Origin of the sequence: Actinoalloteichus hymeniacidonis (genome assembly GCF_014203365.1) — a bacterium.
Taxonomy (GTDB): Bacteria; Actinomycetota; Actinomycetes; order Mycobacteriales; family Pseudonocardiaceae; genus Actinoalloteichus_A; species Actinoalloteichus_A hymeniacidonis.
Genome location: NZ_JACHIS010000001.1, coordinates 2,135,170 through 2,161,221 on the forward strand (window position 1 = coordinate 2,135,170; position 26,052 = coordinate 2,161,221).

The 26,052-nt window shown below is 67.8% G+C and carries 18 protein-coding genes; 8 read left to right on the forward strand and 10 right to left on the reverse strand.

Annotated features, from left to right (window positions below):
• Window positions 1-127: 127 nt before the first annotated feature.
• The 5 genes from BKA25_RS09515 (at window position 128) to BKA25_RS09535 (ending at window position 8,296) form a co-directional block, all read left to right on the forward strand.
• On the forward strand, window positions 128-1,381 hold the full coding sequence (locus tag BKA25_RS09515) for an ABC transporter substrate-binding protein (RefSeq protein WP_069850524.1): 1,254 nt from the start codon (window positions 128-130) through the stop codon (window positions 1,379-1,381).
• A 103-nt stretch (window positions 1,382-1,484) separates the two neighbouring features.
• Entirely contained in the window at window positions 1,485-2,492 is a 1,008-nt protein-coding gene (locus tag BKA25_RS09520) for a carbohydrate ABC transporter permease (RefSeq protein WP_069853835.1), read from the forward strand.
• Entirely contained in the window at window positions 2,489-3,382 is an 894-nt protein-coding gene (locus BKA25_RS09525) for a carbohydrate ABC transporter permease (protein ID WP_069850523.1), read from the forward strand. Before BKA25_RS09520 ends, BKA25_RS09525 begins: the two co-directional genes overlap by 4 nt.
• Window positions 3,383-3,393: 11 nt before the next feature.
• Window positions 3,394-4,851 (forward strand): GH1 family beta-glucosidase, encoded by a 1,458-nt coding sequence (locus tag BKA25_RS09530; protein ID WP_236750304.1) that lies wholly within the window; start codon window positions 3,394-3,396, stop codon window positions 4,849-4,851.
• A 1,339-nt stretch (window positions 4,852-6,190) separates the two neighbouring features.
• Entirely contained in the window at window positions 6,191-8,296 is a 2,106-nt protein-coding gene (locus tag BKA25_RS09535; protein WP_069850519.1) for a glycoside hydrolase family 48 protein, read from the forward strand.
• A gap of 112 nt (window positions 8,297-8,408) precedes the next feature.
• On the opposite strand, the gene BKA25_RS09540 is transcribed toward BKA25_RS09535, so the two are convergent.
• The 4 genes from BKA25_RS09540 to BKA25_RS09555 all read right to left on the reverse strand — a co-directional run bounded on the left by BKA25_RS09540 (window position 8,409) and on the right by BKA25_RS09555 (window position 15,655).
• Window positions 8,409-9,806, reverse strand: coding sequence for a PP2C family protein-serine/threonine phosphatase (locus BKA25_RS09540; RefSeq protein ID WP_172803827.1), 1,398 nt, complete (start codon window positions 9,804-9,806; stop codon window positions 8,409-8,411).
• A 188-nt stretch (window positions 9,807-9,994) separates the two neighbouring features.
• Window positions 9,995-10,990: a sugar phosphate isomerase/epimerase family protein gene (locus BKA25_RS09545; RefSeq protein ID WP_069850515.1), complete on the reverse strand. Its 996-nt coding sequence runs from the start codon at window positions 10,988-10,990 to the stop codon at window positions 9,995-9,997.
• Between the two features lie 504 nt (window positions 10,991-11,494).
• Window positions 11,495-12,316, reverse strand: a complete 822-nt coding sequence (locus tag BKA25_RS09550; protein WP_172803826.1) for a DUF4097 family beta strand repeat-containing protein — start codon at window positions 12,314-12,316, stop codon at window positions 11,495-11,497.
• Between the two features lie 231 nt (window positions 12,317-12,547).
• On the reverse strand, window positions 12,548-15,655 hold the full coding sequence (locus tag BKA25_RS09555) for an efflux RND transporter permease subunit (protein ID WP_069850511.1): 3,108 nt from the start codon (window positions 15,653-15,655) through the stop codon (window positions 12,548-12,550).
• Window positions 15,656-15,777: 122 nt separating this feature from the next.
• On the opposite strand from BKA25_RS09555, the gene BKA25_RS09560 reads away from it, so the two are divergent.
• Window positions 15,778-17,064, forward strand: a complete 1,287-nt coding sequence (locus BKA25_RS09560) for a MarR family transcriptional regulator (protein WP_069850509.1) — start codon at window positions 15,778-15,780, stop codon at window positions 17,062-17,064.
• Window positions 17,065-17,083: 19 nt separating this feature from the next.
• Here the strand turns inward: BKA25_RS09560 and BKA25_RS09565 are convergent, their stop codons facing one another.
• Both BKA25_RS09565 and BKA25_RS09570 read right to left on the reverse strand, forming a co-directional pair.
• Entirely contained in the window at window positions 17,084-17,902 is an 819-nt protein-coding gene (locus BKA25_RS09565; RefSeq protein ID WP_216637744.1) for an SAM-dependent methyltransferase, read from the reverse strand.
• A 162-nt stretch (window positions 17,903-18,064) separates the two neighbouring features.
• Complete coding sequence (locus tag BKA25_RS09570) at window positions 18,065-18,604, reverse strand: TetR/AcrR family transcriptional regulator (protein WP_069850507.1); 540 nt, start codon at window positions 18,602-18,604, stop codon at window positions 18,065-18,067.
• Between the two features lie 88 nt (window positions 18,605-18,692).
• On the opposite strand from BKA25_RS09570, the gene BKA25_RS09575 reads away from it, so the two are divergent.
• Window positions 18,693-19,604, forward strand: a complete 912-nt coding sequence (locus BKA25_RS09575; RefSeq protein ID WP_069850506.1) for a TIGR03564 family F420-dependent LLM class oxidoreductase — start codon at window positions 18,693-18,695, stop codon at window positions 19,602-19,604.
• A 104-nt stretch (window positions 19,605-19,708) separates the two neighbouring features.
• On the opposite strand, the gene BKA25_RS09580 is transcribed toward BKA25_RS09575, so the two are convergent.
• The 4 genes from BKA25_RS09580 to BKA25_RS09595 all read right to left on the reverse strand — a co-directional run bounded on the left by BKA25_RS09580 (window position 19,709) and on the right by BKA25_RS09595 (window position 24,830).
• Complete coding sequence (locus tag BKA25_RS09580) at window positions 19,709-20,269, reverse strand: TetR/AcrR family transcriptional regulator (protein WP_069853833.1); 561 nt, start codon at window positions 20,267-20,269, stop codon at window positions 19,709-19,711.
• An 838-nt stretch (window positions 20,270-21,107) separates the two neighbouring features.
• Window positions 21,108-21,422: a DUF6247 family protein gene (locus BKA25_RS09585; protein WP_069850504.1), complete on the reverse strand. Its 315-nt coding sequence runs from the start codon at window positions 21,420-21,422 to the stop codon at window positions 21,108-21,110.
• An 88-nt stretch (window positions 21,423-21,510) separates the two neighbouring features.
• Window positions 21,511-21,699, reverse strand: coding sequence for a DUF397 domain-containing protein (locus BKA25_RS09590; RefSeq protein WP_084643718.1), 189 nt, complete (start codon window positions 21,697-21,699; stop codon window positions 21,511-21,513).
• 674 nt (window positions 21,700-22,373) lie between these two features.
• Window positions 22,374-24,830, reverse strand: a complete 2,457-nt coding sequence (locus BKA25_RS09595) for an ATP-binding protein (RefSeq protein WP_069853831.1) — start codon at window positions 24,828-24,830, stop codon at window positions 22,374-22,376.
• Window positions 24,831-25,266: 436 nt separating this feature from the next.
• On the opposite strand from BKA25_RS09595, the gene BKA25_RS09600 reads away from it, so the two are divergent.
• Entirely contained in the window at window positions 25,267-26,001 is a 735-nt protein-coding gene (locus tag BKA25_RS09600) for a 50S ribosomal protein L11 methyltransferase (RefSeq protein ID WP_069850503.1), read from the forward strand.
• The last annotated feature ends 51 nt before the right edge of the window (window positions 26,002-26,052 follow it).

A 26,052-nucleotide genomic window follows, 5' to 3' on the forward strand; every position in this document is an offset into this window, starting at 1 on the left:
ACTGTTGGCCAAGAATTTGGGAGCGCTCACAGCTTTTCTGCTGCTTTTTTAGTTCTCCTTCAGTCGAGTTCACCCGAGCCGGTTCCATCCGAAAGAGGAGTCAGTCGTGCGTCATCCGAAACGGAGAATGCTCGCCCTGCCGGTAGGCCTAACCGCTGCCCTGACCCTGTCCGCCTGCGGTGGGGGCAGCTCGGCGGACGGCGACATCGAGCTGGTCGTCGCGAGCTTCAACGAGATGGGCTACGAGGAATTACTCGAGGAGTACGAGGAGGCCAACCCCGGCATCACGGTCACGCACCGTAAGACCGGCACCGCCGAAGCTCACCACCAGAACCTGTTCACCAAGATCGGTGCCGGTTCGGGACTCGCCGATATCGAGGCGGTCGAGGAGGGCTACATCGCGCAGGCGATGGAGGCAGCCGGTCGGTTCAACGATCTCGCCGAGATCGGCCCGGAGGAGGTGACCGCGGATCGTTGGCTGGACTACAAGTTCGAGGGGGGTCAGACCCCGGACGGCAAGCTGATCGGCTACGGAACCGACATCGGGCCGCTGGCCATGTGCTACCGGGCGGACCTGCTGGAAGACGCCGGGCTGCCCAGTGAGCCGGCCGAGGTCGGCGAGTTGTTCGCCACCTGGGAGTCCTACTTCGAGGCAGGCGAGGAATTCATCGCCGCGAACCCCGAATCGCACTGGTTCGACTCCGGCGCCCAGGTCTTCAACGCCATGCACAACCAGTTGGAGATCGGCTACTACGACACCGACAGCAACCTGGTGGTCGAGTCCAACACGGCGATCAAGGAGAACTGGGACACGGTCGTCACGGCGATCGAGGGCGGACAGTCGGCTGGGTTGGAGATGGGCAGCCCGGCGTGGGAGACCAGCTTCGGTGACGACGCCTTCGCCACCAAGACCTGCCCGCCGTGGATGCTCGGCCAGATCGAGGGGCTGGCAGGGGAAGGAAAGGTTTGGCGAGTGGCCGAAGGCTTCCCCGACGGCGGTGGCAACTGGGGCGGTTCCTGGCTGACCGTGCCGACCCAGAGCGAGCACCCCGAGGAGGCTGCCGAACTGGCTGCTTGGCTGACCGCACCGGAGCAGCAGACCAGGGCCTTCGTCGCCTCCGGTCCGTTCCCGAGCCAGGTCGAGGCCCTGGAGTCCGAGGAGCTGCTCTCGCTGACCAACGAGTACTTCGACGTCGATACCGGTGCCCTGTTCGCTGAGCGGGCAGAAGCAGTGGGCTCCGCCCAGTTCAAGGGCCCTCGTGACGGTCAGATCCAGACCAACGTCTTCATGCCCGCCTTCGCCTCGGTGGAGGAGGGAACGGCAGACGCCGACCAGGCATGGGACGCGGTCGTCAGCGGCGCCGAGAACCTCGCAGGCTGACCTTCGCCCACCTCATCCAGGCCGCTGCGGGCCTCGCCGGAGAATCTTCCGGCGAGCGCCCGCAGTCGCGCCGACACCCCATGAAGGAGGGGGAGTGTCCAGCCTGACCGTCGGAACGTCCGGGTCGAGCGACCCGGAGAGCCGGGAGACGGACGACGATCCGGCACCACCCGGGGACCACGGTGGGCGGCAGAGTCTGCGGGACCGGCTCAATCACTGGGACGTCCGCTACTCGCCGTACCTCTATATCGCGCCGTTCTTCATCATCTTCGCCATCGTGGGCCTGTTCCCACTGCTCTACACCAGTTATGTCTCGCTGTTCGACTGGAGTCTGGTCGCCGACGAACCGGTGTTCATCGGTCTGGACAACTATGTCGAGTTGATGGGCGATGCCAGGTTCTGGCAGGCCATGGTCAACACGCTGAGCATCTTCATCCTGTCCACCGCCCCACAGCTGGTGATGGCGCTGCTGTTCGCCGTCCTGCTGGACGCGCATCTGCGGGCTCGGACGACCTTCCGCGTCGCACTGCTGCTGCCCTACGTGGCCAGCCTGGTTGCCCTGGGCATCATCTTCGGCAATCTCTTCAACCAGGAATACGGCCTGATCAACGGGGTGCTGGGCTTGGTGGGCATCGACCCCATCGACTGGCATGCCAATCGGTTCCTCAGTCACGTCGCCATCGCCAGCATGGTCAACTGGCGCTGGACCGGTTACAACGCGCTGATCATCCTCGCGGCGATGCAGGCCATTCCCCGTGATCTCTACGAGGCGGCCACCGTGGACGGCGCAGGCCGGTGGCGGCGATTCATCAGCGTGACGCTGCCGATGCTGCGTCCCACGATGATCTTCGTCGTGATCACCGCGACGGTGGGCGGCCTGCAGATCTTCACCGAGCCGAAGCTGTTCGCGGAGGTGCCCGGCTCGAACAACGGCGGGTCCACCGGTCAGTTCCAGACCGTCACGCTGTTCATGTACCAACAGGGCTTCGAGAACTTCGAACTCGGCTATGCCTCGGCGACGGCATGGATCCTCTTCCTGGTGATCGTGATCTTCGCACTCATCAACTTCTGGATCACCCGCCGAATATCGACTACGGAGGATCCACGATGAGTGTCCTGACGGCGGCGCCGAAACCCTCGAACGGACAGGCCAAGCGCAGGCGGGGCCAAGACCCGGGTTCGATCATCGGCAAGCCCGGATTCCTCACCTACGGCTTGCTCATCGCCTTCGTGCTCGGTTCGGCGTTCCCGCTCTACTGGTCCTTCCTGGTCGCCAGCCGGGACAGTTCCTTCACATCCCAGCAGTTGCCGCCGATGTGGCCGGGCGGCAACTTCCTCGCCAACGCGGCCAGGGTCTTCGATACCGCGCCGTTCTGGGCCGCGCTGGGAAACAGTCTGATCGTGGGCACGGTGGTCACCGTGTCGGTGGTCTTCTTCTGCACGCTGGCCGGCTACGCCTTCGCCAAGCTGAACTTCCGAGGCAACAACGCGCTGTTCGCCTTCGTGGTGGCCACGTTGTCGGTGCCGACTCAGCTCGGGGTCATCCCGATGTTCATGGCGATGGCGGAGCTGGAGATGACCGGCGAGCTGATCGCGGTGATCCTGCCCAACCTGGTCACCGCGTTCGGCGTGTTCTGGATGCGGCAGTACCTGGTCACGGCGGTTCCATACGAGCTGCTGGAGGCCGCGCGGATGGACGGATGCAGCATGATCCGCACGTTCTGGCACGTCGTGCTGCCCGCAGCCCGACCCGCGGCGGCGATCCTGGCTCTGTTCACATTCATGACCTCGTGGAACGACTTCCTCTGGCCGCTGGTGGTCCTCGATCCCTCGAACCCGACCATCCAGCTCGCCTTGGAGAAGCTCCAGAGCGGCTACTCGGTCGACTACTCGCTGGTCCTGGCGGGTACCACACTGGCGACTCTGCCCATCCTGGTGATCTTCATCCTTCTCGGGCGGCAGATCGTCTCCGGAATCATGCAGGGAGCTGTCAAGGGATGACGATGTACGAGGTGAACGGCACACGCGCCGAGGAGATCTCGACGCCAACGCATCGACGGGACTTCCCAGCGGACTTCCTGTGGGGCTCGTCCACCGCGGCCTTCCAGATCGAGGGAGCCACCACGGAGGACGGGCGCACCGACTCCATCTGGGACACCTTCAGCCGCACTCCGGGCCGCGTGCTCAACGGCGACACCGGGGATCCCGCGGTGGACCACTACCACCGGATGCCCCAGGACGTCGCGTTGATGAGCGACCTCGGGTTCAAGGCGTACCGGTTCTCGGTGGCCTGGCCCCGGGTTCGCCCGGACGGCGGCGCCGTCAACGAGGCGGGCTTGGACTTCTACCGACGGCTGGTGGACGAGCTGCTCGCGCACGACATCACGCCGTGGCTGACGCTGTACCACTGGGATCTGCCGCAGGCACTGGAGGACCGGGGCGGGTGGGCCGAACGGTCCACCGCCTTCCGGTTCGCCGAGTTCGCCGACACCGTGCACGCGGCGCTCGGTGACCGGGTGGAGCACTGGACGACCCTGAACGAGCCGTACTGCTCCTCGCTGCTCGGCTACTCGGCCGGGGTGCACGCCCCGGGCCGTCAGGAGCCGTCGGCTGCGGTGGCGGCGGTGCACCACCTGCTGCTCGGGCACGGGCTCGCGGTGTCGGCGATCCGACAACGCGAGCCGAAGGCCAAGCTGGGCATCACCTTGAATCTGTACCCGGTCGATCCGGTGGACCCGGAGAACCCGGCCGACGTGGACGCGGCACGCCGGGTGGACGGCCTGCAGAACCGGATCTTCCTCGATCCGTTGCTGCGCGGGCAATACCCCGACGACGTGGTCGCCGACCTGGCGCCGTTCGCTTTGGCTGAGCGGATCCAGGATGGCGACCTGGCCGCCATCGCCGCACCGCTGGACATGTTCGGGGTGAACTACTACACCCACCACCTCGTCGGCGCCGCCGCACCGGAGACCGCGACGGCCGACACCGCCGCCCCGTTCACCCCACCGGGATCGCCCTGGGTCGGCGCGGGCGCGCTGCGGTTCGCCGATGCGGGTCTGCCGGTGACCGACATGGGCTGGGAGGTCATCCCCAACGGCCTGTCCCGGGTGCTGCGCAGGTTGCACGAGGAGTATTCGGTCACCGCGCTCTACGTCAATGAGAACGGGGCCGCCTGCCCGGACGTGGTCAACGATCGCGGCGAGGTCGACGACCAGGATCGAATCGATTACCTGGACGGCCATCTGCGGGCCGCGTTGACGGCGATCGAGGCGGGTGTCGATTTGCGCGGATACTTCTGTTGGTCGCTGTTGGACAACTTCGAATGGGCTTGGGGTTATTCGAAGCGCTTCGGTCTGGTGCATGTCGATTACCAGACGCAGGTGCGTACCCCGAAGAACTCGGCGAAATGGCTGTCCTCGGTGATGCGGGCGAACGCGGTGCCCGAGGTGGAGTCGAAGAACGGAAACTAAAGAACATCGGTGCTCCACCGATAGCGGCTCCGGCGTTGAACTGCCGAAATGGCTGTCGGGTCACCTTGATCGCAGGTGCCGGCGCGAGATCCAGTCGCGCCGGCACCGGCGTGTTCGGGGGCGCGGGCTGGGTGTCGTGCCAGCTGGGCGCGGTTCTGGTCTTTGCGGTGCGGGAGCGCTCCCATTGATAGTGTCGGCCGATCGCGTGCATCTCGGGCTCATCGAATTGCCGATCGAATTCGATTGTCGAATTGATGGTGATATTGCGTCAATAGTCTGGGTGGCGGTTTATTGATAGTGCCATTCGGCGGATTCGATGCTGCTGAAGGTCGGGAAAATGGCGGCGGTCTTTACAGGGTATTTCACTTTGGTTACGCTTCACTTGGGAGCGCTCACAGGTAACGCAAGGAAAGTTTCTTGAATTGCCGTGGAATACGACTTCCGGTTCGTGCTTCGATGAGGAGGCAGCCGTGCGAGACGGCGTATTACGAACCCCGACGTCACTGGCGGGTGTGTTGGCGATCACCGCCACCACCCTGGCGGGGGCGGCGGGCGGACAGGCGGGTAGCTCCCGACCTGTGCCCGCCCCCCGCCAGGCCGACACCCGTCCAGCGCGACGTCTCGACGCACTCTCGCCAGCCCGCCCCGCCGACTCGGAGAGCTCACCATGGGGTATCGACTGCGGTACGAGATTCCGTCCGGACCGGCCGATCGTCGGCCGAGTAGACACTCGCCACCCGCATGGATGGTGTTCGGATCGTCCGATCTGGACGGCGCGATGCTCTACCGCATCGACGCGGCACCGTTCGCGATCGATGGCCGTGACTTACCCGGAGCCGACCTGCGGCTCGGAGTTCGGCGGCAGGTTCGCAACGGTGCACGGCGACGAATCGGGGCGCTGCTCGACAGGATCGTGCGCACCGGCTCGGGCGCTGTCTCGGCGTCCCGAGCAGGCAGGCAGTCGGATCCGTCCGCGTCACAGCCTGCGAGGTCGCAGACTCCGCTTGTCACGCAGCCGTAGCCCGCGCAGCCGCTCACGAGGACGTGACCAACCGACCGAGCAGATCCGCAGCCTCAACTGATCCGGGCTACTCCGGCCCGACCAAGCCCCGGTGCGGGACGCGACCGCGCTCCCAATGGCGTCCCGCACCGGCCCCTGCCATACCCAGCCAGCGGAGGTGATGCCGCTTTCGTTGCGAGAACACTGTCCGTCCCGGCTTCCAGACACGCGGACAGCGGCGGCCCGGTGAACGAGCTTCGCGGTTCGTTCACCGGGTCCGACCAGCACTGTGTCTCGCGAGTTCGGCTTCTCGAAACCCCAGCGCAGAGACGAGGAACCATGAGATCCGAAAGGTTGACGCGGTGGCCGACTCGGTCGCCGGTGCCGGTAGCCGCTGCGGCGGTGCTGCTGGCCGCAGTGATCGTGCCGATAACGGCGTCCCCCGGTGCAGCCGAGAACGCGGAGCCCACCGGCTCCGCCGCCGAGTCCGGCGCGCTGCGCACGCCGAGCGCGATGCAGGCCGATTACGAGACGGCCTTCCTCGAGCAGTACGACAAGATCAAGGACCCGGCCAGCGGATACTTCCGCGACATCGACGGCCTCCTCGTGCCCTACCACTCGGTTGAGACGTTGATCGTCGAAGCCCCCGACCACGGGCATCAGACCACCTCGGAGGCCTACAGCTACTACCTCTGGTTGGAGGCGGCCTACGGGCGCATCACCGAGGACTGGGAGCCGTTCAATCAGGCCTGGGAGTCGTTGGAGACCTTCATCGTCCCCGGCACCGAGGACCAGCCGACCAACGCGTCCTACGACGCGAGTGCGCCCGCCACCTACGCGGGAGAGTCGACGACGCCCACCGACTATCCCTCCCCGCTGCTGCCGGACGTCCCCGTCGGTGAGGACCCGCTGGCCGACGAGCTGACCTCGACCTACGGCGACTCCGATGTGTACGGCATGGCGTGGTTGCTCGATGTGGACAACGTCTACGGCTTCGGTTTCTGCGGCGACGGCAGCAGTGACGAGCCCGTCTTCATGAACTCCTACCAGCGCGGTTCCAACGAATCGGTCTGGGAGACGGTGCCGCATCCGTCCTGCGAGACCTTCGACTTCGGCGGCGAGAACGGCTACCTGGATCTCTTCACCGACGATCAGCAGTACTCCCAGCAGTGGCGGTACACCGCCGCGCCCGACGCGGACGCGCGGGTCGTCCAGGTCGCCTACCTCGCCAAGACCTGGGCCGAGGCCCAAGGCCAGGGCGACGCGATCGCCGACACGATCTCCGACGCGGTGAAGATGGGCGACTACCTGCGGTACGCCATGTACGACAAGTACTTCAAGGAGATCGGCGACTGCACCGACCCGACGACCTGCGCGGCGGGCACCGGCAAGAACAGCGCCCACTACCTGCTGTCCTGGTACTACTCCTGGGGTGGCGCGATGGCCAGCGCCGAGTACCCGTGGGCGTTCCGCATCGGTGGTTCCGGCGTCCACCAGGGCTACCAGAACCCGATGGCGGCCTGGGCACTGTCCGAGGTGTCGGGGATGGCGCCGCAATCCCCGACCGCGCAGGAGGACTGGGCGCAGAGCCTGGACCGGCAGCTCGAGTTCATCCAGTGGCTGCAGGCCCCCGAGGGCGGCATCGCCGGTGGCGCCACGAACAACTGGGAGGGTCGCTACGCCGAGCCGCCCGCCGACAGCCCCACCTTCTACGGCTTGTACTACGACTGGCAGCCGGTCTGGAACGACCCGCCGAGCAACCAGTGGTTCGGTTTCCAGGCCTGGGGCATGGAACGCATCGCGCAGCTGTACGACGTCACCGGTGACGAGCGCGCAGGCGAGATCGTGTCGGCCTGGGTCGACTGGGCCATCGCCAACACCGAGATCGGCGCGGACGGCAGCTTCGCCGTTCCCTCCAACCTCTCCTGGAGCGGCCAGCCCGACGACTGGAACCCGGACAACCCCGGTGACAACGCCGGATTGAGTGTCCAGGTCGTCGACCACACCCAGGACGTCGGAGTCACCGCCTCGTACGTCAAGACCCTGCTGCACTACGCGGCCGAGTCCGGCGACGCCGACGCTCGCGCCACCGGTGAAGCACTGCTCGACGCCCTACTGGCCAACGAGACCGACATCGGTATCGCGATCCCGGAGGCCAGGCAGGACTACGAGCGCTTCGACGACACCTACGACGCGAGCACCGACCAGGGGCTCTACATCCCCGAGGGCTGGACGGGCACCATGCCCAACGGCGACGTGATCGACTCCGACTCGTCGTTCGCCTCGATCCGCTCCTTCTACGAGCAGGACCCCGACTGGCCGCAGGTACAGGCCTACCTGGACGGCGGTCCGGCCCCGACCTTCACCTACCACCGATTCTGGGCCCAAGCGGAGATCGCCACGGCCTTCGCCCTGCACACCGAGTTGTTCGGCGCGGCCGAATGATTCGAGGGTGACGAGCTTCGGGACGGCCGACGGGTGACGGCCGAACTGAGGGAAGGACCGGCCCCACACACCGCGCCGTGTGTGGGGCCGGCTCCTGGCTCGGCGGCGGCCCTCAGTCGGTCGTCGGCTCGGCGGCGGCCCGGCCGGGGGAATCGGCATGCCGATCCTGGGCGCGGCGGCGCAGCGCCAACAGCGCGATGTCGTCGTCCTTGTCGTGGCCGAAGCGTTCCAGGAGCCGTTCGCAGAGATCTTCGAGGTCCTCGTCCGCAGGCGTCCCCGTCTCGGGGGTCGCGGCCGTCTCGGCGAGCGTCGCCATCGCCTCGTCGATGGCCGTCACGCGATCCTCGAGCAGCCCATCGGTCACCAGGACCACGGTGGCGCCGACCGGCAGCCGGAGCGCCGTCGGCTCCGCGCGGGGCAGGTCGATGCCCAGCAGCGGGCCCTGCACCGGTACGAAGCGGGCGCCCTCCTGGTCGATCAACAGCGGAGGGATGTGCCCCGCGTTGGCGACGGAGGTCTCGCCGGTCACCGTGTCGACCAGAAGCAGACACATGGTGACGCAGAAGTCCGCGTGGTACTTCAACATCATCCGGTTGAGCAGATCGAGGATCACATCCGGGGGATGGCCTTCGATGGCGAAGGCACGCAAGGCATGCCGCACCTCGCCCATGATCGTCGCGGCCTTGATCGAATGCCCGGTGACATCGCCGATCGCGACGAGCAGCGCCGAGCCCAGCTCGGTGACCTCGTAGAAGTCGCCGCCGATCTCGGCGTTGTGGGAGGCGGGCACGTAGCGCACCGCCATATCGAAATCCGGGTGCCGAGGCAGCATACTGGGCAACAGACTGCGTTGCAGAGTGAGCGCCAGACTGTGTTCGGCGGCGAAGGACCGCAGCCCGCCGACCGCGAGGGCGAAAGTCCTGCTGAGCTGCCATAGCAGCTCGCGTTGCTCCGGGTCGTCCGCGAGCTCCGAGGCAACGACCAGACACACCGGCGGGCTGTCCGGCTGCCAGTGGCACAGCGTGATTAGCACGTCCTCGGTCATCGGGGTGGAAGCAACCTCCGCAGACCACGTCGCGGCGCTCAACACGGCGCTGGCCAGGTCGTCGGTCAGCTGCTCGGCGTGATCGCCGAGGCGATCCAACAGGTCGGAGGCCACGATTCTGGTGACCACGGCGCCATCGGGCCCCTCGACGACAGCCAATCTGCACCAACCGTCCGGCCGCAACGCCAGCGCGACGGCCCGGTTCGGGAAGATCGTGCCCAGCCCGACGGCTGCTGCGGCCACCAGGGCATCGAAGTCGGCGGCGGCGTTGATCTGGGCCATGGCCTCGGTGAGATTGCCCAGCCGGTCGACGCGCTCGGCGGTGGACGCGGCCGACTCGGCTGCCGCAGCGCCCTCGGCGACGAGATCGTCCTGCGATCGATCTGCCGTGGATTTCGGACGCGGGCCGCCATCGGGTGAATCGGCGGGTGGGCGGCGATGCCGCACGGGTCCACCGGAGGTCATCATCGCTCCTCCACGTCGTTCGAGTAACGCCGCTCTCACCCGCTCAACAGGTTCGATCTGATTCCCGGCGAGAGTGTGTCCGATCGACGCGCTTAGATCGCAAGCCTAGCAAGCAGACGATCGAACGCCTGCCCCGCGAGCCCCCAGCACGGTGCGTCACCACCGTCGCGGCGGCCCGCGACGACGGATCAGCCGTCGGCCTGCGACGACGATGGATGCACGGCACCGCCGCCGGGAGTGGTTCGAGGCGATGGAGCTGCGGTGAACAACCGAGCGCGCCGCCGCAGCCGGTCGAGGTCGTGGGCCAGCCGGATCGGATCACCGTCGCGATGGTCGGTCTCCGAGACGAGCGCCCGTACGGGGACCCGTTGCGCGCGCAGTGCGTCGAGGGTGTCGTCCAGTCGATCCGTCACCGATCCCGGCTCGGGACCCGCGCGAACGTCGGGTGGGACTTCTTTCAATGCGACCTGATCGGCCAGCAGCCCAGCGGTCTCACCAACGAAATCGACCGGGCACGTGCCCGAGGCGGTCACGTTCGCCGGATTGAGCATCAGGCGGAAGGCAGCTGAGCCGACCGCCTTGGCGAGCAGGGTCGACCACCGCGCGTCGAGCCGGTTCATGCTGCCCAACAGCAGATTTCGGGCCTCGGCGGCCCGCGCCGCTTCACGCAGCACGGCGGCGGTACGGGCGAAATGCTCGGGACCGCCGATGGCGCTGCGCCGGAATCCGGGGACGATCACCAGCGGCGCACCGAGGAAGTGCGCCGCGTCGAGCAATCGGTCCAGGACCCGCTGCACCCGGGCTGCATCGCGACTGCCCGCCCGCGCGGTGAGCCCGATGTCGTTGAGCCGGTTCGCGCACACGGCCAGCAACCGGACGCCGGTGGACTCGGCGATCTCGCGCACCGCGTCCAGCCGTCCGGGAGCGTCCAGCCGAGGCCCGGTTCCGGGGCCGCCGAGATCCAGTTGGATGCCGTCGACTCCGAGGCGGGCCGAGCGACGTACCGCGGCCGGACCGGATTCTCGGATCCGCCAATCCACCATCCCGACCAGGCAGTCCGCCGAGGGAGCCCGGGATCCGAAGGCGCCCTCGGCGGCCGAGGTCGGGTGGACGACGCCTGCCACGACCCCGCCTGCGGCGGCGATGCGGTTGCCGACCGGCGGGGCTGGACGCTGCGCAGTCATGGTTCTCCTCGGTCGTGTGCAGGGCTCCCGCGGATCTCGATGGCACGACGTCCGCCGTGGACGGTGACTCTGTCGGCCGAACGCGATGCCGAGCGGCTCGGCTCGACAGCTCCGCGATGCTCGTCGGATCGCACGATCGCATCGCGCGATGACATCCGCCATCGGTGAGCCGAGGGCAGGCAGCAGCGTGCTCGACGAGCCGAGCTGCGCTTGACTCACCCGAGGGGTGCCGGTGCGCCTGTGGTGAACGGGGAGCCGATCCTCGGCTGTCTCGGTGGCCTCGTCGATGCCGTTCGGGACGGCCCGGCCCGGAACCCGGTCGGCTGGAGCGGCCGCGACACGGCTCGGCGGGCCCGAGCCATCCCGTCAGACGGCGTCGGCGCGCTCCAGTGCAGCGCCCTAGCCTGCTGGATCCGAGGTCGCGCGGCGCGGCGGTGCGGTCAGCGGAAGTTCGGCCGAGCGTCGAACATCGTCCCCGCTGGTCCTAAGACCGTGAGTATTGATTCAGCCTGCCGTGATGCTTCCGCTGGAGGTCTTCAGGGTGATCGTGTTCTCGGCGTCCGAATTCTCGGTCAGGTTGCTCGTCACGCTGCCGCTGTCGGTCTCGGTGTCGAGCTGGTAGGGAACCTCGGGCACCTCGACCGTCACCGCACCGCTCTGGGTGGTCACCAGCAATTCATCGGCCGGGGCGAGAACTTCGAGATCGACGCTGCCGCTGCGGGACTCGACGTCGATGCGGGCGGCAATGAGATCGGTCGCCTGTACCGCGCCGCTCTGGCTTCGCACCGTGAGCTGCTCGCCGTCGATGTCACCGACATCGACGGCGCCGCTCTCGCTGCTCACGGTGGTGGTGCCGGTGATTCCCGAGACGTCCACCGCGCCGCTCTGCGAACTGACCTCGAGTTCGACCTCGAGATCGGTGGCGGTGATCGATCCGCTGCTTCCGGTGATGGCCAGCGTCGTCACATCGGCGGGCACCAGCACCTCGTACCGGGCATCGCACCGGCCGATCAGGAAACCACCGCACTCGGTCGCCAGGAGCAGGGTGTCGCCGGTGAGTTCCCAGGTCGCCTCGGCGCTGCCCATGAAGGGCTCGCCCGCGAACCAGCGGGTCACCTCGATCTCCTCGACATCGGCGCCTCGGATCACGAGCTGCGCGCCGCTGCCGTCGGTGGTGATCGAGAGCTCCTCGGGAGCGGCCCCGAAGCTGCGGGTCTCGGGCTCTGCCACCTCGGCGACGTCCGCGCATCCGGCCAGGGCCACGAGCGCCACGAGCGATCCGCCGATGGCGAGGAGCTGCGGCCGGGACCGGCGAGACAGCGACACGATTTCCTCCGAATACCTCGACCGAATCACCTCGGACCGCCCCCGCGAGTCCGCCGAGACCTCCGCTGGGGCGCCGCGCCGGCTGCGCATGGCCGATTCGGCGATTCCCCTCGAACGGGTTAAAGCCTAGCGCTCGATGATCAGCGGGACGGGCGAATGCGAAATGACGACGGGCGGGCGGTCCGCGAGGACCACCCGCCCGTCGTCGTTCGACCGGCGCCCAGGTGCGGCTCAGCCGGTCGTCGTGCCGGCCTCGGCCGGTTCCTCGTCCTCGGCGGACCTGCGGCTGAGTGCGGCGCGAGCCCGCTCGGTCAGCGAGTACAGCACCGGCACCAGCACGAGGGTGAGCAGCGTCGACGAGAACAGTCCGCCGATCACCACGATCGCCAACGGCTGCGAGATGAACACGCCGCCACCGGTGATGCCCAGCGACATCGGTACCAGCGCACAGATCGTCGCCAACGCCGTCATCAGGATCGGGCGCAGTCGCTGCCGGGAGCCCTCGATGATCGACTCCCTGATGGACTTACCGGTCCTGCGTACCTGGTTGACCAGGTCGATCAGCACGATGGCGTTGGTGACCACGATGCCGATGAGCATCAACATGCCGATCAGCGAGGGAACACCGAGCGGCGTACCGGTGATCACCAGCAGGCCCAGGGCACCGGTCGCCGCGAAGGGGATGGAGACCAACAGCAGCAGCGGTTGCAGCAGGCTGCGGAAGGTTGCCACCATCACCACGTAGACGATCGCGATGGCCAGCAGCAGCGCCACACCCAGATCGGCGAAGGCCTCGTCCTGATCCGCGCTGACGCCGCCGATGGTGATATCGATGCCGGGCGGGACATCCAGTGCGTCGATCCGACTCTGCAGCTCGGAGTTGACGCTGCCCAGGTCCTCGGCGTCCAAGCCTGCGCTGACCGTGGCGCTGCGTTGGCCGTCCTGCCTGGTGATCGTGGTGGCCTCGGAGACCTCCTCCACGGTCGCGATGTCGGCGAGGGTGATCGGGCCCTGCGGCCCCGCACCCAGCGGGAACGTCCGAAGCGCTTCGAGGTCGGCGGGTGCCTCGCCGCTGCGGACCACGATGTCCTGGCGGGTGCCGTCGATGGTCAGGGTGCCTGCCGGGGTGCCGCGCAGCGCGCCGGACACCAGCTGTCCCACGGTCTGCTCGTCCAGACCGATGGCGGCTGCCGCCTCCCGATCCACCGTGACCGCCACCGAGGGCTCCTCGACGGAGAGGTTGTTGCTGACATCGGTGGTTCCCGGCGTGTCGTTGAGCAGATCGGTGACCTGGGTAGCGGTGTCCGCCAAGTCCTCTTGATCGTCGCCGCTGACGATCACCTCGAGACCGCTGGTCCCGCCGAAGCCCATGCCGCCTGCCGAGACGGTGATCTCGCCGGCATCGGTCAGCTCGGCGAGCCGATCACGCAGTTCGGTCTGCACGGCGCTCTGGTCGGCGTCCTCGTCGGTGGTCACCGAGAACGTCGTCGCTCCCGAACCGCCCATCCCGAACGAGGCGGCGATCCCGCCCTGAGCCCCGATCGAGGACTGGTAGCTCTCCACGGCGTCGACGTCGGCGAGCACCTCCTCGACCTCGCGGGCGGCCTCATCCGCGGTCTCCAAGCTGGAGCCGGGCGGCAGTTCCTGGCTGACCGACAGGGTGTTCTGGCCGCTGTCGCCGAGGAAGTTGGTCTGCAACTGGGGGACCAGCGCGAGGGTGCCGCCGAGCAGGGCGACGGCGATCACGATGGTGATCACCGGGTGCGCCAGCGAACCACGCAGTACCGGGAGATAGGTGCGCTGCAGCGGCCCGCGCTCCTCCTTCTCGCGGATGGCGGCCTCGTCCGGGGCGCCCTCGCCGTTCTCCTTGCGGTCCTTGAGGAACCAGTACGCCAGGACCGGGACGATGGTCAACGAGACGAGCAGCGAGGCGACCAGCGCGACGGCGACGGTGACGGCGAAGGGGCGGAACAGCTCGCCGACCTGGCCGCCGACCAGCGCGATCGGCAGGAACACCGCGACGGTGGTGATGGTGGAGGCGGTGATGGCGCCCGCCACCTCGCGCACGGCGGTGATGATCGCCTGGCGTTTGCGCTCGCCGTAGCCCAGATGTCGCTTGATGTTCTCGATGACGACGATCGAGTCGTCCACCACCCGCCCGACGGCGGCGGTAAGCGCACCGAGGGTCAGGATGTTCAGCGAGTAGTCGGCGGCGTAGAGGCTGATCAGCGCGATGAGCACCGACAGCGGAATCGACACGGCGGTGACCAGCGTCGACCGAATCGAGAGCAGGAAGAGCAGGATGATCACGATGGCGAAGACCAGACCGAGTGCGCCTTCGACGGTCAGATCGTGGATCGACTGCTCGATGAACGGCGCCTGATCGAAGACGATCGTGACCTGACCCGCATCGCCGAGCAGCCGCTCGATCTCGGGCAACAGTTCCCGGACCTCTTCAGAGATCTCCACGGTGTTGCCTACCGGGGTCTTGGTCACGCCGATCCCGATGCTGGGCACGCCGTCGGTGCGCGAGTAGCCGGTCGGCTCCTCGGGCTCGCTGGTCACCTCGGCGACATCGGCGAGCCGGACGGATCCACTGTCCGAGGAGATCCGGATCTCCCGGAGGTCCTCGACCGAATCGGCCGGGCCACCCACCGACACCGACAGTGTGTTGTCGTTCTCGTCGATCGTTCCGGCGGGCACACTCGCCCCGGCGGCCTGCAGCGCCTGGAGCACGGCGGGCAGCTGGATGTTCGCGCCTGCGAGCGCGGCCTGGTCGAGATCGATGGTGACGGCGTTCTCGGCGATGCCGGTCAGGCTGACCTCGCGGACGCCCCCGACCTCCTCGATCATCGGCACCACCTCGTCCCGCAGCAGACGGGCCGTCTCCGCCTCGTCCTCCTCCGAGGCGGCGGAGAGCTGCAGTACCGGCAGATCGTCGACGCTGCCGGTCATGACCGTCGGCGAGACCTCCTCCGGCAGGGCCGCCGAGACCCGGTTCACCGCCTGCTGGAGGTCCTGCTCGGCGGTGCTCAGATTCGTGCCGAACTCGAGTTCGACCGTGATCACCGACATCCCGCCGCTGCTGGTGGCGGAGGTGCCTTCCACCCCGCGCACCCCGGTGGCCGCCGTCTCCAACGGCTCGGTGACCTGGTCCTCCACCACCTGCGCTGCGGCGCCGGGATAGGGGGCGACCACGGCGGCCACCGGGATCTCCATCGAGGGAATGAGCTCTTGTCTGAGTGAGGTGGTAGCGAAGGCACCGAAGCCCAGGATGAGCACCGAGACGAGTGCTACCAGTGCACGGTTAGCCAGGCTGAGTCGAGCAAGCCAGGTCACGGGTGGATCCTCTGGTCGAGTGATGATCAGGAGGTGAATGGGTGAATTGTTAGCTTCACACAGAGTATTGCCGAGAAGCTGAGAGATCGTTGAGAACGGGGTCGGTAAGGGAGGATCCTCCGGTGCGGATCGACGAAGAGCGGCACCGATTGAGCGAGACCATCCAGCGGCACGAAGAGGCGCTGATGCGCGGCGCGGTGCGCATCAGATCGCATCCGTTGCTGGACAGCGGCCTGACCATGCAGCAGTTTCGGGTGTTGCTCTGCCTCGCCGTCGACGGCGGGCTCTCCGGTCATGCCCTCGCCGATCAGCTCGGAGTGAGCCTCGCCACCGTCACCGGTTTGATCGATCGGCTCCTCGACCGGGGCTTGGTCAACCGGGTGCCCGACTTGCGAGACCGTCGGATCCGGCTGTCCTCACTCACCCCGGCTGGCATCACCCTGTTGGACGACATTGCGGTTGCTGGCCGTGAGCATCGGCGTGCGCTGCTGGCTCAGCTCTCGGTCGATGAGCTGCATGCCTTGGAACGGGGCGCACGCGCCATGCGGGCCGCTGCGGACCGCACGCCCGCGGATTCCACGCTGACCCGGCCGCTGAATATCGGCAGCCCTGCCGATCTGCTCACCGACGGCGGGTCGGCGGTGCCGCAGCATGGTGCGAGCCCCCACAGGCTGCCCGCACTGGTCGCAGGCGAGATCCAGCTGTGGTGGGCCGCCCGGGCCACGGCCGACCCCGTGCTCCAGCGGTGGCTCGACCCGCAGGAGTCCGTTCGCTACCACCGGTTCACCCAGGACGGCACGCGCGAGCGGTACCTCGTCGGTCGTGCCCTCGTGCGAGTGCTGATCGCCGCACATACCGGCATCGAGCCTGCCGAGGTTCGATACACCTCCGGCGGCGCCCACCACGAGACCGGTACGGGCGGCGTGGTGCTCGACGGTGAACGGGAGCTGTGCTTCTCCATCGCCTCGGCGGGCGACTGGGTGGTGGTCGCACTGGCTGAGGGCATCCCGGTCGGTGTCGACCTGGAACACCGGCAGAGCGGACGGCACATCGGCCCGCTGATCGACTCGGTCCTGGCCCCGGGGGAGCGGGCCGAGATACTCCGACTCGATCCGGCCGACCGCGAGGACGTCTTCCTCGGCTACTGGACCCGCAAGGCAGCGGTGCTCAAGGCGCTCGACGCGGGCTGGACGGTGCGGCCGGAGCAGGTGGTGATGAGCGGCCCCGATGCCGCTCCAAGCATCGTCGAATGGCGGGCTGGACCGCTGCATACCGGAGTGCTGCCGACCCCCGACTCGGTTCAGGTGTTCGTTCCGGTCGCACCGGCAGGTCACCACGTCGGTGTCGTCGCGGTGACCTGCCGGTCGACGGCACTCCTCGATCACTCGGCCGCCGACCTGCTGAACTGACGGCGGCCGAGCGAACCGATCAGATCGCCCGAAGCACGAAGACACCCCAGCCGAGATGGTTCCGGCTCAACAGGTGCGCCCGCCTGGCTACTTCGAGGAGATCGCGGAACTCCGTGGCATCCGGGTCGGTCGGATGCTCCCGCAGCCAATCGCTCATCGTCCGCCATTGGGAGGCGACGTAGCGATCGAAGGAATCTGCGTCGGAGAGCACCATCTCGATCAACTCGAAGCCTGCGGACTCGAAGACGGCGTTGGTGCCGATCAGGGAGGCGTAGTCCGTGCGCGCCATGCCGTTGGCCTCGCACACCTCCTCCGGCGGCTCGGAGATCCAGAACACCTCGCCGATCACCAGGAGGCCGCCGGGACGGAGCGCGGGTCGCATCAACTCGATGGTGCCCGCCAGGTTTCCGCCGATCCAGGTGGCTCCCACGCAGGACACCACGTCGTACGCCTCGGATTCGGCGACGTGGTCCGCCGCATCACCGTGGACGAAACGAAGCCGGGACGTGACGCCCAGCTCCGCCGCCCTGGCCACCGCGGCGTCGAGGAAGACCTTGCTCAGGTCGACGCCGACACCCTCGATGTCGTAGCGCGCCGACCACTGGGCCAGCATCTCGCCCGCCCCACAGGCCAGATCGAGCTGACGCATGCCGGGGCGCAGCCGACAGATCTCGCCCAACAGGTCGAGCTTCGCCGGGGTGAGCGGGTTCAGGATCCGGTGTCCGGACTCGGCGATCTCGTGAAAACGTAGGGACAACGAAGACTCCTCGAAGAAGATGGTCGATGACGGCGTGGCCAGCTCCTTCGCGGTGGGAATCAACCGGTGGGGGACTCCCACGTCGAAGGGCTGGTCGTGGCCTGGGCCGCAATCACCGAAATCGCCTGCTTTCCCTCGTCGGAATCGGACGGCCGGGACGATAGCCGCTATCTCCGCGCCAAGCACCTGAATTTTCAGCCCGGACCGTCCTCCCGGGCCGCCGCCGGACACAGCCTGCGGAGGCTACCGATGGCCGCTTCCCGTGCCGGGGACCCGAAGGCCGTCCAACAGCACGACCGTCAGCGGATCGTCGGGCCGGGCGCCGGGTCGACACACCGCCGTGCTGATCAGTTGCACGATCTCGACAGGCACGATGTCGGTTCGGATCGTCCCCTCCGCCTGGCCGCCCGTGATGATGCTCAGCAGTTGTTCGTTCAAGGCGTCCCTGGTCTCGATGAACTCGGGGTCATCGAGGTCGCCGACCGTCTTGAGCAGGGCCAAGGGTGATCCGCTGCAGGTCTGGATGTACCGGATCAACCTCGCCTCGCTGGACGGCTCCTCGGTCGCGGAGAGCTCGGTGTCCGCGAGCAGGATCCGCAGGGTGCTGATGGTGATCTCGGTGAGCAGGCTGGTGCGGTCGGGGAAACGTCGGTAGATCGTGCCGACTCCCACGCCTGCCTCGGCCGCGATCTCCTCCATCGACACGCAGGAGCCGTGCTTTGCGAACAGGGCGAGTGCGGCGGCAACGATCTGTTCGCGGTTACGGCGGGCATCGGCACGCATGAGACCTCTTAACCGGAATTCAAGATTCCTGTTAATCTACCGCGCGGTAGCGGAATGGAGCATTCCGCTTACTCGGGTGGAGGACCCCATGCGCATCGGCACCTTCTTCAACGGCGGCGACCAGAGACTGCCCGCAGTCATCGAGCGCGTGAGACAGGCGCGCGACGCCGGACTCGACAGCTTCTACTTCCCCCGGCTCTCGAGTTGGGACCCGATCACCCTCGCGGCGATCAGTGCGGGCCAGGTGCCCGGGATCGACATCGGAACCGGTGTTGCCCTGGCCCAACCGCACCATCCGCTGACGATGGCTGCGCAGGCGCTGACCGTGCAGGCCGCGGCGGCCGGTCGATTCACCCTCGGCCTCGGCTTGGGGCATCGCCAGATCATCGAGGGTTCCTTCGGTTACTCCTACGATCGTCCGGCGCGGTACATGCGCGAGTACCTGACCGCGCTCCAGCCGCTGCTGGCAGGCACCGAGATCGATTTCCGAGGCGAGTTGCTCACGGCGGCGGGGCGGGTGACCGTGCCATCGGTGTCCAGACCGTCGGTGCTGGTCGCGGCCCTCGGTCCGATGATGCTGCGGCTGGCCGGGGAACTGGCCTCGGGGACGATCACCGTCTGGGCGGGCCCGGAGTACCTCGGTGAACACATCGTGCCGACGATCCGGCGGGCGGCCGAGGCGGCCGGGCAACCGGAACCCCGGGTGGTGGCGACCGTGTTGGTCGCCCTCACCGCCGACCCGGACACGATCCGGGATTCGGTGGCCGTCCAATTCGGTGCGGCTGCGGACTTCGCGAGTTATCGATCGCTGCTCGACCGGCAGGGCATGGCCGGATTAGCCGAGACCGTCGTCGCCGGGGACGAGACCGAGGTGGCCGCGGCCTTCCGAGCTTTCGCCGATGCCGGGGTGACCGAGCTGTTGGTGGCTCCGATCGGCACCCCGGCCGAGCAGGCGCGCACCTTCGAGTTCGCGGCCACGCAACGAAGGCTCCTGGCCTAGGGCGCTGTGCAGGCTCGCGGGCCGCCTGCCATCACCGGCACGAAGCCTCGATCCCGGTTCTCGGCTGCTGCGAATCCGACCGATTCGCCTGCGACACCGTGCGATCAGTGAGTGGCCAACGCCTGGGTGGCCAGCCGCCGGAGCGCCGCGACGATTCGCTCCTGGCTGAGTCCGCACTGGTGACGTTGGTATTGGTAGACCTCGGGCGCGAGCGGTGCGAGTAGCGAGTCGATCGTCGCGTCTGGGTCGGCGGCCCGCGCGTCCACCAGCAGGGCGCGCACGTGTACTCGCCAGAAGCCGTACGCGCAGGCCTCGAACCGCGCCGCACCGGCCTCGGCACCGAGCACCAGATAGAGATGTCGTTCCAGGATGTCGACCATCGCGGCGTAGAAGGCGGCCAGCCGTTCGGCGGGCGGCGCTCCCGGACCCAGCGGCGGTTCACCTCGCAACAGTTGTTCCTGCAGCGCGTGTTCGTGCTCATCGAGTAGCGCCAGCGCGATGGAGGCCGGATCGGGGAACCGTCGATACAGGGTCGCCCGGCCGACGCCTGCCTCGTGGGCGATCTCGCCCATCGTGATGGGTTCGGCGCGTGAGGTGGCGAACAGGCGCTCCGCGGCCGCGAGCACCCTGGCCCGATTCCGGGCGGCGTCGGCGCGCTCACGCACCCTGACGCGAGGGAGGGGCCGTTGCGGCGTCCGCTCGGCCGGTGGTAGTTCGCTTCCGCTGTCGGACGTCGTCATCCGGTCGGTACGTCGAGACTTCCGAGGTGCGGCCTCGGTCTCATCGCGAGTGTCCACGTCAGGCCCGGCGGAAGGTTTCGGACGGGACATGCGCTCACCTTACGCGGGGCCGTGCCCGGGTTCGGCGAACCTGCCCCGCCGCTGGGAGATCTCGCCCGACCGGGCATGGCCGAGGACACCGCCGACCGCATCGAACCGCCGGGCCCGATACCGGGACCGGCTGTACTCGGCGCTGACCCCCACCGGTGTGGGGACGTCGAAGAGGGACCCGAGAATCTCCGAGCCCGACGGCGGTGCACCCCCACGATGGTGAGGAGGACGCGGACCATCCTGCGCGGAGCGCGTCAGCCCGGAGCACCTCCACCACTGTGGAAGACGACACGGGCGCCGACAGCCGATTCGCCATGGTCGTCGACGAGACCGAGTCTGTCAGAGCGCTTCCTGTGCTGTGTCGGTCCCCCGTCGATCTCGGTGCGTCGGCTCGCCATCGGACGTGTCGATCGACTGCTGGGTCGCGCGTCGGGCCGGGACCGGGTAGGCCCGGGACGCCCGGGCGAATCGAGCTCGACTCCGGGCAGGCCACAAGCGCCCGTGTAGAAGGAATCGAGAGGGCGCGCTGCTCATCGACGCCGCAACCCAGACCAGAGAGCTCAGGCGACGCGCACCGAGAAGCCAGGGCCCGTCACGCATCGCCGCTTCATCGGCGACGGACGCCAGGTCCGTGTGAGACCACGGCCCGCCGGTGCCGTGCGCGGCGGCGTGGCTAGTTCGACTGACCGCCTGCCGCCATCCGGTCGGAACCCTCCGGCGGCCAGGCGATGGCCGATTCGTCAGCCTCCACAGCGGATCGCTGCGGGAACCTGCCAGAGGGCGAGGAGCTGTTCGCGACCACCGTGTGTGGTCGCCAGCGATGCACGACCTCGGTGAGTCTGCCGACGTCGAAGGTCTCGGCGACCTCTTCGAGCGCGGCGCGGAACTCGTGTTCGAACAGGCTCCGGTCGTCGACCTCCAACGCTGCCCAGACGGCCGGACCCGTCCTCGGTCGACGGGGTTCCCGGATGGTGGAGCGCGAATTCATCTCGATGTCCGTTCCTGGAGGCGGTAAGCCGGAACCGACCGCGTCCTTCGATCGGTGACTTTGCGCACCGAGAGGACCGAGGTCGATTTCAGTGCATCTGCTCGTTCTTGACGGTGGTGAGGAAGGCGTGAAAGGCCGCCGTGCCAAGGACTAAGGTGCCGCCTCGGCGATTCTTGGTGTCACGTATGACGATGGCGTCGCACCCATGTTGCACCTCGACGCAGTTGTGTTGACCGCTGCGGGTCGATGTGCGCCATTTCGGCGATACCTTGCTCACGGTAACCTCCAGTTGGTGTTCTGTCACGGAGGGTACTCATTGTGCTCCTTCTGGGCCAGCACTCGTTCGGGGGAATGGTCTAACGGGAGTTTGATGACATTGCGTCGAGATTTCGGCGGCGATCCGGCGCGCATTCCCCACGACAGTGGGAAATTCCCGCAGCTGTCGGCGGCCGAGGATCACGGCGCCGCAACCTCGCCTGCCACCCGCCACACTCTCGGCGGAAAATCGCGAATGTCCTGGCATACCTGCGAACCCCACCGCCACGGCGGTGGTGAGTCCGCTTCGGCGAATGCGATGTCTGCCCTCACAGGGGTGAGGAAGTCCGCGATGGTCGATGCCGAGGAACTCGGCGAGACCGGAGCACCCCCACAGCGGTGAGGAATCGTCCGTCGAGGAACGTCGAGGAATGCCCCGACACACCCCGGAACACCCCCAGGCGAAACTGGGGAGAACCGATCATGCGGCGCTACCGGGCGCGCGGCCGTCGAGCTGGCTCCGGGGACCCGAGGGATCAGTCGGTTGTGCGACGATACTCGCTCGCGATGTACGGGCGGGAATGCGCCATCCCACTACCACCGTCAGTGCTAGCGGACTGCGCCGTTCGCCATCGGGCCGAACCACTCCGATGCGCGCCGCCGCCATCGCACATCGTTGCTACGCGCGAGAACGACTCAGCTCGCCGTCGGCTCGTCGGTCTGTTCACTGTGCAGCCGCGCGGTCAACTCCGCCGCCGAGTGGGTGTCCAGGCCATCGATGATGCCGCGGACCTGAGAACGGATCCGATCGGCCTCGGCGGGATCCCTGAGCTGGATGATCGAGGCGAGCCGATGCAACACCCGCGCCCGATTCACCGCCTCGGTGGACTCCCCGGCATAACCGGCCGCCGCCGTGGCGAGATGCCCCTGCGCGACAGCGGGTTCGCCGAGCGCCTGCGCCGTTCGACCACAGCCGAAGGCCGCTTCGGCCGCCCAGAGCGGGACATCGAGTCGGATACACAACGCGTGCGCCTCCTGGAAGGCGGTGTGCGCCTCGACGTACTGCTCGGCGAGTTCCAGGGTGTCGCCCAACCGCAGCAGCGAGATCGCCAGCGAGCTGTCGTCGGCCGCCCGGAAGTAGGCCACCACCTGCCGGAGCAGAACGATGGACTCGTCCAGCCTGCCCATCTCGCGTAGGGCCAAGCCCTCGAACGATGCGGTGATCTGCTCGCCGAGGGGATAACCCACCTGCCGGAACAGATCCGACGCGGCCTTGAAGTACTCCGCGGCATCGTGCGGCTGCCCGCTGCCGAGCCGGGTACGCCCGCAGTACTGCAACGACCAGGCCTCCTCCCGCAGATCGTTGACATCCCGGGAAGCCGCCAGCGCCAACTGGTGGACCTCGAACGCCTCGTCCTGCCTGCCGGGCGTCCGATTCACCGCCCAACCGAGGTAGTTGAGCTGCACCGCCTCGTCCCACCGGCTTCGCAGCGCGCGGGCCGCCGTGACCCCTCGGTCGAAAACCTCCTGCCACAGCGAGGCCTCGGCGCGGACATCGGAATACCAGTGCAACGCCCGGCAGAGCTTCAGGATCTCCGCGTTGCGACCGGTGGTCGCCGCTTGGCGCAGCGCGGCAAGCCAGTTCGTCTGTTCGTCGTCGAGCCATTCCCTGGCCTGATCCAGATCGTGGATCAGTGCCACCGGTTGTGGTGGGACGGGTGCGGGGCCGCCGTCGAAGTCCGCGGGGACGAAGAAGCCTCCCGCGCGCACGGCACTGTGCAGGAACCACCCGGTGACCAGGCCCGCCAACCGCTCTACCGTGGCAGTGGTCTCCTCCTCGACGAGTTGCTCACCCGCGAAGAGTCGGAGCAGGTCGTGCAGCACATAGCGATCCCCGGTCGGTGCGGTGCCGAGCAAACTCGCATCGACCAGCTCCTCCAACACCTCGGAAACCGTGTCGGGATCGTCCTCGGCGACCACGGCGGCCTGCCGCACATCGAAGTCCTGCCCGGTCAGCAGGGAGAGCCTGCGGAACACCCGGCGCTCCGAGGGATGACACTGGCGGTAGGACACCTCCAACGCCGCCCGAACCTGGAGGTCGCCCGCGGTCAACGCGGTCAATCGACGTCGTTGATCCGATAAGGCCGAGACCAGATAACTCACGCCCCACCGCGGCCTGCTCGCCAGCCGATTGCCCGCGATGCGCAGTGCCAGCGGCAGGCACCCGCATAACTGGGCCACTCGCGCGGTCTCGACCGGCTCCCGCATGGCGCGTTCCGAACCGATGATCGACTCCAACAGGGCGACGGCCCCGGTCGGAGAGAGCACGTCGAGCAGCTGGCGATGCACCGATTCCAACCCGGAGAGCACCCGCCTGCTGGTGAGGATCACCAGACAACCCGGACCGTTGGGCAACAGCGGCCGGATCTGCGCCTCGTCGGCGACGTTGTCCAGCACCAGCAACACCCGGCGGTCCTGCAACAAGGAGCGGTAGAGACCGGCGCGATCGTCGGTGTCCTCCGGGATCCGGGCCGCCTCGACGCCGAGTGCCAGCAGCAGCCTGCCCAGTGCTTGACCCGGCGTCAGCCGCTCGACGTCCATCCCGCGCATGTTCACGAAGAACCGGGCGTCCGGGAAGTGTTCGGCGAGTTCGTGGCCCGCCCGCACGGCGAGGGTCGTCTTGCCGACGCCGGGTGCGCCGAACAGCACGACCACGGTGGCGCCGCGATGATCGTCGGCGGCGGTGGCCTCGGCGAGGCGCCGCAGTCGTCGCAGCTCGATGTCGCGTTCGGTCAGATCGCCGACCTCGGGCGGCAGGTCACAGCGGGAGCGGCCGTCGGTGGCCGCCTCGGCGGGCGCCCGCCGAGTGTCGTCGGGGGGAGCCGTGGAATTGCTGGTCTGCGCGGACTGTGGGCGTTGCCGCCCGGCCTTGGCCGCCGCCTCCAGATCCCGGGCGGCTTGCCGGTCCAGCTCCAGCGCTGCGGTCAACGCCTGTACGGTGCGTCGTTGTGGGCCCAGCGCCCGGCCGCGTTCCATGTCGCTGATCGCACGGACACTCAATCCCGATCGATCGGCCAGCTCTTCTTGCGTGAGCCCCGCAGCCCGTCGCCGAGAGATCAGGATGTCACCGAAGGATCGGGAGGGCACTGGCATGGAACCGCCCACGTTCGGCATTGTCGCTCACCATCCGGATGCCACGTATGGGCTGCTCGTCTCGGCCTGCCGGTGCGGACATCCCCGAACGGGGATGTCATCGAAGTCTGTCGAGGCGCTGGCGTTTCCGCTAGATCTGTTGGCGACGGCGCCGAGGCATGCACACGATGTTGGTAAGTCGTTCACATCAGGCGGTCGAGAAATCTCACCGGCAGAAGTACCAGCAGAGTTCTGCCGGTCTTCCTTCCTGGTCAATGGGAGCTGCGCCGAGTTCCATGAACCCATTCTAGCGCCGCCACCGGACTGGGCCGGATGCGGCAGCGGGAGCACTGCGATGGTTTACCAGTAGTTGCGGGAGCAAGCAAATTTTCCAGATTCGGTCGTGCCGGCTCGCGGAAAGCCAGGCCGGGTGCCTGGATGACGCGGAGGAGAACGGATGGATCCCGCTCAGCGGGGAATCGGTCATGCGATCGGTAGACATGCGCTGGCCGCCTCGCACGCCGCCGGGGAGCTGATGGTCGTCCTGCTCGGACGGACCTGGGTGGTGCAGGACGGGGTCTATTCCCCGACTGGCTCACCGTCCACCGAGCTCTGCACTACCGCGTTGCCCTACCCGGCCGGTGGTTCCTTCCTGGAGATCGGCAGCGGATGCGGCGTCACCGTCGTCCATGCGCTGCTGCACGGGTGCACCACGGCCGTCGCCACCGACGTCACGCCGCAGGCGGTCGCCAACACCAGGTTGAACGCCGAACTGCACGGCGTGGACGATCGACTTGATGTGCGGTCCGGTTCGGTCTTCGACCCGCTGGACCATGGAGACCGATTCGACCTGGTGTTCTGGAACGCACCATCGTTGCTGGACGCGGAGGACCCGGAGGTCTCCAACGCCCTGAGCCGGTCCTATTTCGACCCGGGACGCCAGGGCCTGAGCGCCTTCCTTTCCGGGCTTCGTGCCCGGCTCACCCAAGGCGGTCGCGCCTTCCTCGGGTTCGACGATCTCGGCGACTGCGTCGGGTTGCGGGCCCTGGCCGCCGAGCATGGTTGGCGGCTGCGCATCACGGCGTGCGAGGTCGCCCCGAGACGCGCCGTCGTCGAGGGCAGACCGATCGATGTCGAGGTCGACCACCTGCTGTACGAGCTGTTCCCCGGTCGGGGACCGCAGCCGGAGTAACAGAACCCGAGACGAACCGGGCCTCGGCCTGCGCACCGTGGGGGCGGCAGC

Bases quoted from the DNA above. Each gene is read 5' to 3' on its own strand.
- BKA25_RS09515 (WP_069850524.1), top strand. From the start codon at position 128: ATGCTCGCCCTGCCGGTAGGCCTAACCGCTGCCCTGACCCTGTCCGCC.
- BKA25_RS09525 (WP_069850523.1), top strand. From the start codon at position 2,489: ATGAGTGTCCTGACGGCGGCGCCGAAACCCTCGAACGGACAGGCCAAG.
- BKA25_RS09535 (WP_069850519.1), top strand. From the start codon at position 6,191: ATGAGATCCGAAAGGTTGACGCGGTGGCCGACTCGGTCGCCGGTGCCG.
- BKA25_RS09540 (WP_172803827.1), bottom strand. From the start codon at position 9,806: ATGACCTCCGGTGGACCCGTGCGGCATCGCCGCCCACCCGCCGATTCA.
- BKA25_RS09545 (WP_069850515.1), bottom strand. From the start codon at position 10,990: ATGACTGCGCAGCGTCCAGCCCCGCCGGTCGGCAACCGCATCGCCGCC.
- BKA25_RS09570 (WP_069850507.1), bottom strand. From the start codon at position 18,604: ATGCGTGCCGATGCCCGCCGTAACCGCGAACAGATCGTTGCCGCCGCA.
- BKA25_RS09575 (WP_069850506.1), top strand. From the start codon at position 18,693: ATGCGCATCGGCACCTTCTTCAACGGCGGCGACCAGAGACTGCCCGCA.
- BKA25_RS09585 (WP_069850504.1), bottom strand. From the start codon at position 21,422: ATGAATTCGCGCTCCACCATCCGGGAACCCCGTCGACCGAGGACGGGT.
- BKA25_RS09595 (WP_069853831.1), bottom strand. From the start codon at position 24,830: ATGCCAGTGCCCTCCCGATCCTTCGGTGACATCCTGATCTCTCGGCGA.
- BKA25_RS09600 (WP_069850503.1), top strand. From the start codon at position 25,267: ATGGATCCCGCTCAGCGGGGAATCGGTCATGCGATCGGTAGACATGCG.